13 protein-coding genes and 2 pseudogenes are annotated in these 13,518 nt (G+C 69.4%); 8 read left to right on the top strand and 7 right to left on the bottom strand.

The window, feature by feature from the left end; translation table 11 throughout:
• Window positions 1–67: 67 nt before the first annotated feature.
• The 4 genes and pseudogenes from edd to ASD34_RS28290 all read left to right on the top strand — a co-directional run.
• Complete coding sequence (gene edd / locus ASD34_RS15385; RefSeq protein ID WP_056579076.1) at window positions 68–1,894, top strand: phosphogluconate dehydratase; 1,827 nt, start codon at window positions 68–70, stop codon at window positions 1,892–1,894.
• Window positions 1,891–2,526: a bifunctional 4-hydroxy-2-oxoglutarate aldolase/2-dehydro-3-deoxy-phosphogluconate aldolase gene (gene eda, locus ASD34_RS15390; RefSeq protein WP_414929888.1), complete on the top strand. Its 636-nt coding sequence runs from the start codon at window positions 1,891–1,893 to the stop codon at window positions 2,524–2,526. The genes edd and eda overlap by 4 nt, the downstream gene beginning before the upstream one ends.
• A 2-nt stretch (window positions 2,527–2,528) precedes the next feature.
• Window positions 2,529–3,100: pseudogene (locus ASD34_RS15395) on the top strand (haloacid dehalogenase type II); the annotation flags it as partial.
• Between the two features lie 2 nt (window positions 3,101–3,102).
• A pseudogene (locus tag ASD34_RS28290) lies at window positions 3,103–3,250 on the top strand (haloacid dehalogenase type II); the annotation flags it as partial.
• Window positions 3,251–3,266: 16 nt separating this feature from the next.
• Here ASD34_RS28290 and ASD34_RS15400 read toward each other — a convergent pair.
• The 7 genes from ASD34_RS15400 to ASD34_RS15430 form a co-directional block, all read right to left on the bottom strand.
• Window positions 3,267–3,830, bottom strand: a complete 564-nt coding sequence (locus tag ASD34_RS15400; protein ID WP_082548723.1) for a DUF1697 domain-containing protein — start codon at window positions 3,828–3,830, stop codon at window positions 3,267–3,269.
• A 25-nt stretch (window positions 3,831–3,855) separates the two neighbouring features.
• Window positions 3,856–4,269 (bottom strand): lactoylglutathione lyase, encoded by a 414-nt coding sequence (gloA, locus tag ASD34_RS15405; protein WP_056579080.1) that lies wholly within the window; start codon window positions 4,267–4,269, stop codon window positions 3,856–3,858.
• A 56-nt stretch (window positions 4,270–4,325) separates the two neighbouring features.
• Window positions 4,326–5,006 carry a glutathione S-transferase family protein gene (locus ASD34_RS15410; protein WP_056579082.1) on the bottom strand — a complete coding sequence of 227 codons (681 nt, stop codon included), beginning with the start codon at window positions 5,004–5,006 and terminating at the stop codon, window positions 4,326–4,328.
• A gap of 102 nt (window positions 5,007–5,108) precedes the next feature.
• Window positions 5,109–5,804, bottom strand: coding sequence for an ABC transporter ATP-binding protein (locus ASD34_RS15415; protein ID WP_056579084.1), 696 nt, complete (start codon window positions 5,802–5,804; stop codon window positions 5,109–5,111).
• A 61-nt stretch (window positions 5,805–5,865) separates the two neighbouring features.
• Window positions 5,866–7,551 (bottom strand): ABC transporter permease, encoded by a 1,686-nt coding sequence (locus tag ASD34_RS15420; RefSeq protein WP_056579087.1) that lies wholly within the window; start codon window positions 7,549–7,551, stop codon window positions 5,866–5,868.
• Window positions 7,552–7,586: 35 nt separating this feature from the next.
• The gene (locus ASD34_RS15425; RefSeq protein ID WP_056579089.1) at window positions 7,587–8,648 is read right to left on the bottom strand and encodes a Fe(3+) ABC transporter substrate-binding protein; all 1,062 of its coding nucleotides are present in this window, start codon (window positions 8,646–8,648) and stop codon (window positions 7,587–7,589) included.
• Window positions 8,649–8,798: 150 nt separating this feature from the next.
• Complete coding sequence (locus tag ASD34_RS15430; protein ID WP_056579091.1) at window positions 8,799–9,362, bottom strand: PaaI family thioesterase; 564 nt, start codon at window positions 9,360–9,362, stop codon at window positions 8,799–8,801.
• Between the two features lie 75 nt (window positions 9,363–9,437).
• Between ASD34_RS15430 and ASD34_RS15435 the strand changes: the two genes are divergently transcribed.
• From ASD34_RS15435 to ASD34_RS15450, 4 genes are all read left to right on the top strand, one after another.
• The gene (locus ASD34_RS15435; RefSeq protein ID WP_056579093.1) at window positions 9,438–9,893 is read left to right on the top strand and encodes a MarR family winged helix-turn-helix transcriptional regulator; all 456 of its coding nucleotides are present in this window, start codon (window positions 9,438–9,440) and stop codon (window positions 9,891–9,893) included.
• A 129-nt stretch (window positions 9,894–10,022) separates the two neighbouring features.
• Window positions 10,023–11,339 carry an MFS transporter gene (locus tag ASD34_RS15440; protein WP_056579095.1) on the top strand — a complete coding sequence of 439 codons (1,317 nt, stop codon included), beginning with the start codon at window positions 10,023–10,025 and terminating at the stop codon, window positions 11,337–11,339.
• 15 nt (window positions 11,340–11,354) lie between these two features.
• Window positions 11,355–12,776, top strand: coding sequence for an MATE family efflux transporter (locus ASD34_RS15445; RefSeq protein WP_056579098.1), 1,422 nt, complete (start codon window positions 11,355–11,357; stop codon window positions 12,774–12,776).
• A 34-nt stretch (window positions 12,777–12,810) separates the two neighbouring features.
• Window positions 12,811–13,518 (top strand): SDR family oxidoreductase, encoded by a 708-nt coding sequence (locus tag ASD34_RS15450; protein ID WP_056579191.1) that lies wholly within the window; start codon window positions 12,811–12,813, stop codon window positions 13,516–13,518.

Here is a 13,518-nt window from a genome sequence, read left to right on the forward strand (position 1 = left end):
CACTTTCGTGCCGGGTGCGGGGTTTACCATGAAGGCCCCAGCCAGCCGGCGCATTCACAGCCCCAGCATGCCACTCCACGATACCGTCCAAGCCGTCACCCGACGCATCCGCGAACGCAGTGCCCCCACCCGCACCGCGTACCTCGAGCAGATCGACGCCTACAGGCACCGTGACCGCGGCTCCGACCGCATGGGCTGCGCCAACGTGGCGCATGCTGTGGCGGGCATCCCGGCCAACGACAAGTTCAAGGTGGTGGCCGAGCGCGCGCCCAACATCGGCATCGTCACCGCCTACAACGACATGCTCTCGGCCCACGCGCCGTACCAGGGCTACCCGGACATCATCAAGCACGAGGCCCGTCGCCACGGGGCGACCGCGCAGGTGGCCGGCGGTGTGCCTGCCATGTGCGACGGCGTGACGCAGGGCACCCCCGGCATGGAGCTGAGCCTGTTCAGCCGCGACCTCATCGCCATGAGCACCGCCGTGGCGCTCACGCACGACATGTTCGACGGCGCGCTCATGCTCGGCGTGTGCGACAAGATCGTGCCGGGTCTGCTCATCGGCGCGCTGCACTTCGGCCACCTGCCCACCGTCTTCGTGCCCGCGGGGCCGATGCCCTCCGGCCTGTCGAACAACGCCAAGTCGAAGGTGCGCGAGCAGGCGGCGCAGGGCCTCGTGGGCCGCCAGGGCCTGCTCGATGCCGAAATGGCCGCGTACCACACGGTCGGCACCTGCACCTTCTATGGCACCGCCAACAGCAACCAGATGCTGCTCGAAGCCATGGGCCTGCATGTGCCCGGCACGGCCTTCATCCAGCCCGGGGACGCCATGCGCGAGACGCTCACGCGCGAAGCCGTGCGCTCCGTGCTCGGCAAGGCGAGCGACACACCTTTCAACTGCCCGCCGATCGGCGAGATGGTGGATGAGCGCTGCATCGTCAACGCCATGGTCGCGCTGCTGGCCACGGGCGGCTCCACCAACCACCTGATCCACTGGGTGGCCGTGGCGCGCGCCGCGGGCATCCTCATCGACTGGGACGACTTCTCCCAGCTGTCCGACGTGGTGCCGCTGCTCACGCGTGTGTACCCCAACGGCAGCGCCGACGTGAACGAGTTCCAGGCCTGCGGCGGCCCGGGCTTCGTGATCGGCGAGCTGGTCGAGGCCGGCCTCATGCACGCCGACGTGCTCACGGTGCGCGCCGGTGGCATTCGCGAGTTCGCGAACATCCCGTCGCTGGCCGGCCAGAACACACTGCAGTGGACGCCGGCCGCGCCGCTGCAGAAAGAAGCCGTCACGCGCCCGGTGGCCAGCCCCTTCAGCGCCACCGGCGGCCTCAAGCTGCTCGGCGGCAACCTGGGGCGCAGCGTGATCAAGGTGTCGTCGGTGCCCGACGACCGCCATGTCATCGAAGCCCCGGCGCGCGTGTTCGACTCGCAGGCCGCGCTGCACAAGGCCTTCACGGCCGGCGAACTGGAGCGCGACGTGGTCTGCGTGGTGCGCTGGCAGGGCCCGCAGGCCAACGGCATGCCCGAGCTGCACAAGCTCACGCCGCCGCTGTCGGTGCTGCAGGGCAAGGGCTTCCGCGTGGCGCTGGTCACCGACGGCCGCATGAGCGGCGCCTCGGGCAAGATCCCGGCGGCCATCCACGTGTCGCCCGAAGCGGCCGCTGGCGGCCCGCTCGCCAAGGTGCGCGACGGCGACCTGATCCGCCTGGACGCCGTAGCAGGTACGCTTGCCGTGTTGCTGCCCGACGATGAATGGGCCGCACGCGAGATCGCCGTGCAACCCGAAGCGCAGCGCTTCGCCGACGGACGCGGCCTCGGCCGCGAACTGTTCGCCGGCATGCGCCGCAATGCACTCACTGCTGAAGAAGGAGCCTGCTCATGGCTATGAACGACAAACTAACTTCCCTCGACGTGATGCGCGACGCGCCGGTCATTCCGGTCATCGTGCTGACCGACGTCAAGCACGCCGTGCCGCTGGCGCGCGCGCTGGTGGCCGGCGGCATCCGCATGCTCGAAGTCACGCTGCGCACGCCGCAGGCACTGCAATGCATCGAGGCCATCGCCAAGGAAGTGCCCGAAGCCGTCGTCGGCGCCGGCACCATCCGCAGCGCGGCCGATGCGCAGGCCTCGGCGCTGGCCGGTGCCAGGTTCGGCGTTAGCCCGGGCTACACGCGCTCGGTCGGCAAGGCCTGCCACGACCTCGGCCTGCCGCTGCTGCCCGGCGTGGCCACCGGCAGCGAGATCATGACGGCGCAGGAAGACGGCTACACCCAGCTCAAGTTCTTCCCCGCGCTGCAGGCCGGCGGCCTGCCGATGCTCAAGGCCTGGCAAGGGCCGTTCGGCGACGTCACCTTCTGCCCCACGGGCGGTATCCATGCAGGCAACGCGGCCGAGTTCCTCGCGCTGTCGAACGTGGCCTGCGTGGGCGGTTCGTGGATCGTGCCGACCGACGCCATCCGCGACGGCGACTGGACCCGCATCGAGCAACTGGCACGCGCCGCGAGCCAGCTGCCGCGCTGAGCATGCAGCCCGATTTCGACGCGAGTGACCTCAAGGTCATCGCGTTCGACGTGTTTGGCACGGTGGTCGACTGGCACAGCGGCATCGCGGCCGAGGTCGAGCGCGTGCTGCCCGGTGTGGACGGTGCGGCCTTTGCGCTCGCATGGCGCGCCGGCTACCAGCCCGCCATGAAGGCCGTGATGGAACGCATCGCGGCCGGCGAGGGCGGCTTCACGCTGCTCGACGAGCTGCACCTGAGCATGCTCGAGCAGGTGCTGCACGACTTCAGCCTGGCCGACCACCTCGACAGCGCCGCCAAGCGCGACCTGAGCCGTGCGTGGCACCGGCTGCCGGCCTGGTCCGATGCGGTCGAAGGGCTCACGCGGCTCAAGAAGAAGTTCACGATCTGCACGCTGTCCAACGGCAACATCGGCCTGCTCACCGAGATGGCCAAGCGCGCCGGCCTGCCCTGGGACTGCGTGCTGTCGGCCGAAGTGTTCAAGGCCTACAAGCCCGATCCGCGCACCTACCTCGGCGTGGCGGGCGTGTTCGACGCCACGCCGGGCCAGGTCATGCTCGCCGCGGCGCACCACGANNGGCCGCGCGCGTGTGCGGCCTGAAGACGGCGTACATCGAGCGGCCCCATGAGTTCGGCCGCAGGCAGCCGAAGGATGTGTCGCCGCAGCCGGACAACAGCCTGCATGTGCGCGACATCGTCGCGCTGGCCGACCGGCTGGGCTGCTGACCGATCGACTTGTCGATCAGTCGGTGACGAGCTTTTCCACCGTGCGCAGGTTGCGCGTGGTGGTGCTCGACTTGTAGCGGGTCTTCGCAAGCAGCTTCGCCACCGGCGTCTCCAGGCTTTCGCCGCGCGGGCATTGCCAGTACAGCGCGCCATCGCCGCGCACCAGCTGTTCGACCTTCGCATCGACCGTGCCGGCCTTCTCGATGATCTCGTCGAGCATCGCTGCGTCGGAGCCGAACACGATGTATGGATGGCGCTCGTCATCGATCCGCTCGAAGGGGTAGCTTGCAGCCATGTCGGCCACCTGCTTCTGCGTGAGCAGCACGATCCACGCCTCGTAGCCGAAGCACCGGCGCAGTGCCTGCTCGATGCGCGTGCGCAGCGCGGCGGCGTCGGGCGTGTCGGTGTCGAACAGCACGTTGCCGCTGGCGAGCACGGTGCGCACGGCGCCGAAGCCGAGTTCGTCGGCGAACAGCGCCTTCAGGTCGGCGCTCTTGATCGTGATGCCGTTGACGTTCACGCCGCGCAGCAGGGCGACGTAGCGTGTCAGCGGCGCTTGCTTTTTCTTCGGGCTTGCCATGGCGTTGCGTGCGGCCCGAAACGGCTCAGCGCAGGCCGCCGCCCGCGGCGTTCTCGTTGCGCTGGATCAATTCAATCTTGTAGCCGTCGGGGTCCGTCACGAAGGCGATCACCGTCGTGCCGCCCTTGACAGGACCGGCCTCGCGCGTCACGTTGCCGCCCGAGGCCTTGATCTTGTCGCAGGCTGCATAAGCGTCGGGCACGCCGAGCGCGATGTGGCCGTAGGCGGTGCCCAGTTCGTAGCGCTCGGTGCCCCAGTTGTAGGTGAGCTCGATCTCGGCCTGGTCGGGGTTGCCGTTGCCGTAGCCGACGAAGGCGAGGCTGTACTTGTACTCGGGGTTTTCCGACGTGCGCAGCAGCGTCATGCCGAGCACCTGCGTGTAGAAGTCGATGGAGCGCTGGAGATTGCCAACGCGCAGCATGGTGTGGAGAAGTCGCATCTCGTGGGTCGTGTCGTTAGGGGGAGGGCGCTATTGTCGCCCTCTGCTCCTGGCGATCAAGCCGCCAGCGTCAGCAGGTGTGCCTGGTGCTTCCTCAAAAAATCCATCAGGTGCTGCGGATATTCGGGCACCACCGCCGCGCGCACGCTGGGGCGCGCCGCCAGCGCATGGCGCCAGGCATTCACCTTGGGCAGCGCGTCGAACAGGTGCGAATCGCTGATGGCGTCGAACACCTCGAAGTAACGGAACACCGGCGCGAAGACCGCATCGACGAGGCTGAAGGCCTCGCCTGCGAAGTACGGACCTTTCCCGAGCGCGGCTTCGACGCGTGCGAACCTGGCGGCCAGTGCCTCGCGCTTCTGTGCGAACACGGCGGCGTCCTGCGTGGTTTCGTAGCCCCACAGGTCGGCGAGGATGGCCGAGCCGAATTCCATCCATGCGCGATGCTGCGCACGTGCGAGCGGGTCTTCGGGGTGCAGGCGGGCGCCGGGTTGCGTCTCCTCGAGGTATTCGCAGATCACGTTGCTCTCGAACAGCACGGCCTCGGTGCCGTCGGGGCGCTGCACCTTCAGCAGCGGCACCTTGCCCAGCGGCGAGATGTCGAGAAACCACTGGGGCTTGTTCGCGAGATCGATCACGACGCGCTCGAAGGGCACGTTCTTCTCGTGCAGCGCGATCGCGGCGCGTTGCACGTAGGGGCACAGCAGGTGGCTGACGAGGGTGAGGGCCTGGGTCATGGGGCGTTCCGTTCTCGAAGGTTGGGGTCGGGGTCGCCGCGATTCTTGCGGGCCTGAACAACCTTTTCCCGCAAAGCCCATTCGCCAGACGCGCCCCTTGTGCTAGGGCGTTGGCGACGCCACGGTCCCCAGCCAGTGCGTGATCCGCCCGTTGTGCATCACGCCGATGCGGTCGGCCATGGCGTGCGCCTCGGCCTCGTTGTGCGTGACGAGGATGGCGGTTTGCCCGGCCTTCTTCAGGATGCCGCGCACCTCGGCCGTCAGGCGCTCGCGCGTGCCGCCGTCGAGGTTGGAAAACGGTTCGTCCAGCAGCAGCAGGGCGGGCGAAGGCGCCAGCGCGCGGGCCAGCGCGATGCGCTGCTGCTGGCCGCCCGACAGCTCGTGCGGGTAGCGCTCGCCGGCCTCGGCCAGGCCGACCAGCGCGAGCATCTCGGTCACGCGTGCCTGCTGCGCCGCGCGGCCCAGCCGGCGCAGGCCGAAGGCCACGTTCCTGGCGGCCGACAGGTGCGGGAACAGCGCGTACTCCTGGAACATCATGCCCACGCGCCGCTGCTCGGGCGGCAGGTGCTTCTGGGGCGACGACAGCAGCGTGTCGCCGAGGCGGATGGTGCCGTCGCGCACGGGCTCGAAGCCGGCGATGGCGCGCAGCACCGTGGTCTTGCCGCAGCCCGAGGGGCCGAACAGGCAGGCGATCTCGCCCGCAGGCAGGTCCAGCGAGAAGCCGTCGACCACCGTGTGCGGGCCGCGCGGCGTGTCGTAGGCGAGCTGGAGCGAGTCGAGATGAAGCGGGGAACTCATTGGAAAACCTTCGTGCTTCGCACTTCGGTGCGAGCTTGCTTGGGACGGCTCGGCGCGGCGCTCATGCAGGGTCCGTGTCGGGAGGCGTCGCCGCCGGCGTCGTGCCGAGCTGGTTGCGCGCCAGCAGCACCACCGGCAGCAGGCCGGCGACCACGATGGCCAGCGCGGCGATCGCGCCTTCCTCGTAGGTGCCGCGCGCGGCCTCGGCATAGAGCCAGGTGGCGAGGGTGTCGAAGTTGGCCGGGCGCAGCAGCAGCGTGGCCGGCAGTTCTTTCATGGCGTCGACGAAGACCAGCAGCGCGCCCGCCGCGATGGCGGGCTGCAGCAGCGGAAGGTGCACCCGGCGCAGCGTGCCACCGGTGGTTTCGCCGAGCAGGCGCGAGGCCTGCTCGATGGCCGGCGGAATGCGCGCCAGCCCGGCCTCGATGCCACCCACGGGCATCGCAAGAAAACGGATGGCGCAGGCCACGACCAGCACGACGCCCGCGCCCATCAGCGGCAGCCCTTGCCAGCCCATCGCGCCGGCCAGCGCCGCGTCCAAGGCCAGCGCCGGCGTCAGCAGGCCGATGGCGAGCACGGTGCCCGGCACCGCGTAGCCCATCGTGGCCACGCGTGCCTGCCAGCGTGCGCGGTTGGGGCTCGTGCCCTGGCTGCGCGAGGCCCAGGCCACGACCAGCCCGGCCGTCACGGCCACCACCGTCACGCCGGCCGCGAGCGCCAGCGTGTTGCCCAGGCTGGCCACGAGGCCTTGCGAAATCCCGCCGCCCTGGCGCAGCCGCTTGCCGCTTTCCCAGACCAGGTACAGCGCGGGCGCGACAAAGCCGATCAGCACCGGCAGCGTCGCCGTCGCGGTCGCTGCCCACGCTGCGCCGCCGTGCAGGCGCCGGGGCTGCACCGCGCGCATGCGCTGCGCGGAACCGAAGCGCTGGTGCTGGCGTCCGTTGCGTTCGAGCCAGACCAGCGCCACCACCACGAACAGCATCGCGCAGGCGATCTGTGCGGCGCCGGCCAGGTCGGAACGCGTGATCCAGGTGGTGTAGACCGCTACCGTGAGCGTGTTCACGCCGAGGAATTCGGAAGCGCCGATGTCGTTGAGCGTTTCGAGCAGCGCGAGGCTCAGGCCGACGGCCAGCGCCGGCCGCGCGAGCGGCAACGCCACGCGGAAGAACGCGCCACGCCGGTTCTCGCCCAGCGTGCGCGCCGCTTCCATCAGGTGCGCCGGCTGGGTCATGAACATCGCGCGCGCCGTCATGTAGACATACGGATAGAGCACGAAACCCAGCACGAAGATCGCGCCCGGCATCGAGCGCAGGTCGGGCAGCCGGAACTGGCGCGGGCTGTCGAAACCCAGCATCCAGCGGATCGCGCCCTGCACGGGGCCGATGGGGTGCAGCAGGTCGAGGTAGGCGAAGGCGACGATGTAGGTCGGCATCGCCAGCGGCAGCAGCAGCGCCCAGTTCAGCACGCCGCGCCCGGGGAAATCATGCGCCGTGACCAGCCAGGCGCAGCCGGTGCCGATCACGAGGACGAGGGTGCCGACGCCCGCGAGCAGCAGCGCCGTGTTGAGTGCCGCCTGCGGCAGCACATGCGCGAACAGCGGCCCCCAGTGGCCGACGCCCGAACCGAACGCGAGCCACGCCAGCGTGAGCACCGGCGCGAGCACGCCGAGCGCGATCAGGAACGACGCGCAGCGCCACGCCGGGCCCGCGGCGCGCAGGCCCGGCGGCTGGCGCCGCGAAATCAGCATTCAGTTGCCGGCACGGCGTGCTCGGCCATGCAAGGTCACTGGTCGAAGCCGACCTTGTCCACCAGGGCGCTGGCCTGCTTGCGGTACTTGGCAATCTCGGTCAGCGGCAGCGGGTCGACCTTCAACTCGCCGATGGACTGGCCGATGATCGGGTCGAGGGCCACGCCCTTGCGCACCGGGTACTCGTAGTTGGTCTGGGCGTAGAGCGCCTGCGCCGGTTCCGACACCAGGAACTCGAGCAGCTTGACCGCGTTGGCGCGTTGCGGCGCATTCTTGGCCACGGCGGCGCCGCTGATGTTCACGTGCGTGCCGCCGCTCTTCGCGTTGGCGAAGGTCGGGCGGATCACCTTGATGGCGTCGCCCCACTTGCGCGCGTCGGTGCCTTCCTTGGCGCTCTTCATCTGTCCGACGTAGTACGAGTTGGCCACGCCGATGTCGCAGATGCCGCCGAGGATGTCGCGTGCCACGTCGCGGTCGCCGCCGGTGGCCTTGCGCGCCAGGTTGCCCTTGACGCCGCGCAGCCACTGCTCGGTCTTGACCTCGCCGTCGTGCGCGATCATCGCGGCCACCAGGGCCGTGTTGTAGGGATGCTGGCCGGCGCGGATGCAGACCTTGCCCTTGTACTTCGAGTTGGCCAGGTCTTCGTAGCGGAAGCTGGTCAGTGGCTGGTTCTTGTCGGCGTACAGCACGCGGGCGCGCAGCGAGAGCGCGAACCACTGGCCGTCGGCACCGCGCAGGTTGGCCGGAATGGCCGACTCGAGCGCGGCCGATTTCACCGGCTGCGTGACGCCGCCTTCGACGAGGTCGACGAGGTTGCCGATGTCCACGGTCATCAGCACGTCGGCCGGCGAGCGGGCACCTTCGGCCTTCACGCGCTCCAGCAGGCCGTCCTTCACGAACACCGTGTTCACCTTGATGCTGCTCTGCGCGCTGAACGCCGAGATGAGCGGCTGGATCAGCGCAGGCTCGCGCGTCGTGTAGAGCGTGAGCTCGTCGGTGGCGGCGTGCGCGGGCAGCGCGGAAAGGGCGAGCCAGGCAGCGGACACGCCGAGGAGGGCGTGCGCCACGCGGCCCTGGGAGCCGGAACGGTCGGTCATGAAGAGGATCCTCCAGGTGCGGTGAGGTTGTTCTGGGAAAGGCATCGGCGACGACGGAGCGTGTCGCTGATGCGAACAATTATCACTGACGGGGAGGAGCGGGGCTTCCTTTGGCTTACAGCTTGAGGGCCTACTGGAAACAGAAATGCCTCAGCGCCCCGCCGGCACCTCGAACACCAGGCACGTCGTCGTCGCATGCGCATACAGCGTGCCGTCCGCCCCGACCAGCCGCGCTTCGGCGGTGGCGAGTTGCTTGCCGCAATGGATCACCTTGCCCTCAGCGCGCACGCGCTGCACCTTCGGCGTGAGGCCCTTGACGTAGTTCACGCTGAGCTCGGCGGTGGTGTAGGCGCGACCGGGCGGCATCATGGTGTGGACCGAACAGCCCAGTGCAGAGTCGAGCATGGTGGCGACCCAGCCGCCGTGGATGGTGCCCAGCGGGTTCAGGTGCTGCGCCAACGGCGTGCCCTGGAAGATGGCGACGCCCTTGCTGACGGTCACGATGGTGAAGTCCAGCGTCTTGGCGATGGCGGCAAAAGGGATCTCGCCGTTGAGCATCGCCTGCATGACCTCCAGGCCGGTCTTGCCAGCGATCTGCTCGGGGCGCGCGAGGCCGGGTCCGGGACCGGCCTCAAGGCGCTCGACGATCTGCCGTTCTTCGGCGATCCATGCGTCGAGCAGGTTGGGGGTGTCGGTGGAAGCTTGCTGCGTCATGCCTGTGTTCCTGCTGGGGGCTTTGGTGAGGGAGTTTGATTGCATATGCAATAGTTGCACATACAATAATAACCCATGGACTCACCGACCCAACCCCGCGGCTGCACCAGCTTCAAGGTGCGCCAGCTTTCGCGCCGCCTGTCGCAGCACTACGACGCCGAGGTGTCGCACAGCGGCCTGAAGACCACGCAGTACTCGCTGCTGTCGCACCTGGCGCGGCTTGGTCCTTCGCGCCCGGTCGACCTGGCGGGCGAACTCAAGATGACCGCTTCGACCCTGAGCCGCAACCTGCAGCCGCTGATCGCCGCGGGCTTCATCGCACAGGGGGCAGGCGCGGATGCACGCAGTCTGCTGGTGCAGCTCACCGAAACGGGCGAGGCCAAGCGCCGCGAAGCGCAGCAGCACTGGAAGGCGGCGCAGCAGAAGATCAATGCGCTGCTGGGCGTGGAGCGTGTGCTCGCATTGCATCAGCTGATCGACGAGGCGATGGACCTGCTGGGGGCCGACGACGCGCCCGCCATCGAAGACTGAGCGTCTTTCCACTCCGAGCGATACCGAGACCCACGACATTTTTTTCACCACGCGCAGAGGCTGAGTGCGCGAGTGCGTTGCTTGCGTTGCCGTCTTCCTCCTCCATTCAATTCCAACAGCAGAGGTTCCATGTTCGCCACCCACGTCTCCGCATGGCTGCAACGCCGCGGCATCCACTACGGCTGGATCGTCGCGGCCGTCACCTTCCTGACCATGCTCACCATGTCGGCCGCGCTCGGCCTGCCGGGCGCGATGATGAAGCCGCTCGGTGAGGAGTTCGGCTGGAGCACGGAGCAGATCTCGTCGGCGCTCGCGCTGCGCTTTGCACTGTTCGGTCTCATGGGCCCGTTCGCCGCGGTGCTGATGGAGCGCTACGGCCTGCGCGTGGTGATGTGCGCCGGCCTCACGCTGGTCGGGCTGGGCATGGCGCTGGTCACCACGGCCTCGCAGCTGTGGCAGCTCTTCGTGCTGTGGAGTTTGATGCTCGGCCTGGGCACCGGCATGACGGCACTGGTGCTCGGTGCCGTGGTGGCCAACCGCTGGTTCGTCGCGCGGCGCGGCCTGGTCGTGGGCATGCTCACGGCCAGCGCGGCCACGGGCCAGCTCGCCTTTTTGCCGCTGGCGGCCTGGATGATCGAGCACTGGGGCTGGCGTTCGGCCATCGTGCCGATCGTCGTCGGCAGCGTGGTGATTGCGCTGCTCGCGCTGTGCCTGGTGCGCAACCGGCCGTCGGACATCGGCCTGCAACCCTACGGTGAGGCGCCCGGCACGCAGCCGGCGCCCGCACCCGCCTTCACGATGAACTTCGCCACGCCGTTCCGCGTGCTGCGCGAGGTCGCCACCAACCGCACCTTCCTGATCCTGGCCGGCACCTTCTTCATCTGCGGCCTGAGCACCAACGGCCTGGTGCAGACGCACTTCATCTCGCTGTGCGGCGACTACGGCATGAGCGCCGTGCCCGCCGCTTCGGTGCTCGCGATGATGGGCGCCTTCGACTTCGTCGGCACCATCCTGTCGGGCTGGCTCTCCGATCGCTACGACAACCGCAAGCTGCTCTTCTGGTATTACGGCCTGCGCGGGCTGTCGCTGTTCTGGCTGCCGCACTCCGAATTCACGATCTATGGCCTGGGCCTGTTCGCGATGTTCTACGGCCTCGACTGGATCGCCACCGTGCCGCCGACCGTCAAGCTCGCGGGCGCTGCGTTCGGGCCCGCGAAGGTCGGGCTGGTGTTCGGCTGGATCTTCGCGGCGCACCAGTTGGGCGCGGCCACCGCGGCCTATGGCGCGGGCTTCGCGCGCACGCTGCTGCTGACCTACACGCCCGCGCTGTACACGGCCGGCGCGGCCTGCCTGTTCGCGGCGGTGATCGTCATGGCGATCCGCCGTCCCGCCAAGACTGCCGCCGCACCCGCTGCGGCCACCACCAGCGCCGCCGCGCGCGCCTGAACGTCGCAGACTCGCATGACCACCTCGCAAACCAACAGCGACCTCGACCCGCGCACGCGCCGCCTGCTCGAGGCGCCCATCATCCCCACGCTGCTGCGGCTGGCCGCGCCCAATGTGCTCGTGATGCTGGCGCAAGCCTCCGTCGGGCTCATCGAGACCTACTTCGTCGGCAAGCTCGGCACCGAGGCACTGGCCGGCATGGCGCTGGTGTTCCCCATCGTCATGCTGATGCAAATGACCTCCAGCGGCGCGATGGGCGGCGGCATCGCCTCGTCGATCGCGCGTGCGCTGGGCGCGCGCCGCCGTGGCGACGCCGATGCACTGGTGTGGCACGCGGTGGTCATCGCGCTCGGCTTCGGGCTGTGCTTCACGCTGGCGCTGCTGCTGGGCGGTCGCTGGCTCTACGGCGTGATGGGTGGATCCGGCGCAGCGCTCGACGCTGCGCTCACGTATTCGAACTGGGTGTTCGCGGGCGCGGTGCTGGTGTGGCTCTTCAACTCGCTGTCGGCGATCATCCGCGGCACCGGCAACATGGCGGTGCCGGCCAACGTGACGGTGGTGGGCGTGGTGTTCCTCATTCCGGCGTCGCCGCTGCTGATCTTCGGCATCGGGCCGTGGGGCGGCATGGGCATCGCGGGTGGGGCGCTGGCGCTCCTGCTGTACTACCTGCTCGGCTCGCTCGCGCTCATCGCGTACCTGCGCTCGCCGCGCAGCCTGCTGCGCCCCACGCTGGCGGCGTTCCAGATGCGCTGGCCGCTGTTCCGCGACATCCTGCGCATCGGCCTGATCGGCACGGTATCGACCGTCGCGACCAACCTGTCGATCGGCATCGCCACCGCGCTCACCGGCCACTTCGGCGCGGGCGCGCTGGCCGGCTACGGCACCGCGTCGCGGCTCGAGTATCTGCTGGTGCCGCTGGTGTTCGGCCTGGGCGCGCCGCTGGTCGCGATGGTCGGCACCTGCATGGGCGCGGGGCTGCGCGAGCGTGCGCTGCGCGCCACCTGGGCCGGCGCGGCGCTGGCCTTCGGCATGGCCGAGATCATCGGGCTGGCGGCCGCGCTGTTCCCGCGTCCGTGGCTGATGCTGTTCGGCCACGACCCCGTGATGCTCGAGACCGGCGCACACTACCTGCGCGTGGTGGGGCCGCTGTACGGTTTCTTCGGCGTTGGTTTGGTGCTGTACTTCGCCTCGCAGGGCGCGGGCCGGCTGCTGTGGCCGGTGATCGGCAACATCGCACGGCTCGCCGTGGCGGGCACCGGTGGATGGCTGGCGCTGCGCTGGGGCGGCGGGCTCACCGGCGTGTTTGCGGCGCAGGGCGTGGCGCTGGTGGTGTACGGCATCGTCATCGCGTCGGCCATCGCGGGCGGTGCGTGGTTCGGCCGCGTCGGCTGGCCGCGCACGACGCAGGGTTTGCTGCGGCGCGTGGCGCAGGCCTGAAGCGTTTCTGGTTCTTTTCAACGAAAGGCTCGTCATGCAGATCAAGGATTCCGTCGTCTTCATCACCGGTGCCAACCGGGGGCTCGGCCTGGCGTTCGCCAAGGCGGCACTCGCGGCGGGCGCGCGCAAGGTCTATGGGGCCGCACGCGACCCCAAGACCATCACGCTCGCGGGCGTCGTGCCCGTGGCACTCGACGTGACGCAGCCTGCGCAGATCGAGGCGGCCGTGCGCGCTTGCGGCGACGTGACGCTGCTGGTCAACAACGCGGGCATCTCGCGCGGGTCGAGCTTCCTGGGCTCGCCCGACGCGGTGGCCGCGGCACGTGCCGAGTTCGAGACCAACTTCTTCGGCCCCTGGGCGCTCACGCAGGCCTTTGCGCCGGTGCTCGCGTCGAACGGCGGTGGTGCGGTCCTCAACGTGCTGTCTGCCCTGGCCTGGACGACGTTTCCCGACGTGGCGACCTACAGCGCCACCAAGTCGGCGGCCTGGTCGCTGAGCAACGGCTTGCGCAACGAGCTGGCGGGGCAGGGCACGCAGGTCACGAGCCTGCATGTGGCACTCATGGACACCGACATGGCGGCGCGCATGCCCGGCCCCAAGACCTCGCCCGACGACGCGGCGCGCCAGGCGCTGGCGGGCGTGGAGGCGGGACTGCCCGAGGTGCTGGCCGACGAGGTCACGCGCCAGCTCAAGCAGAGCCTGTCGACCGAGCGGCCCGCTTATGCGAGCCCGCCGGCCTGA

Origin of the sequence: Variovorax sp. Root473, assembly GCF_001426505.1 — a bacterium.
GTDB lineage: Bacteria > Pseudomonadota > Gammaproteobacteria > Burkholderiales > Burkholderiaceae_C > Variovorax.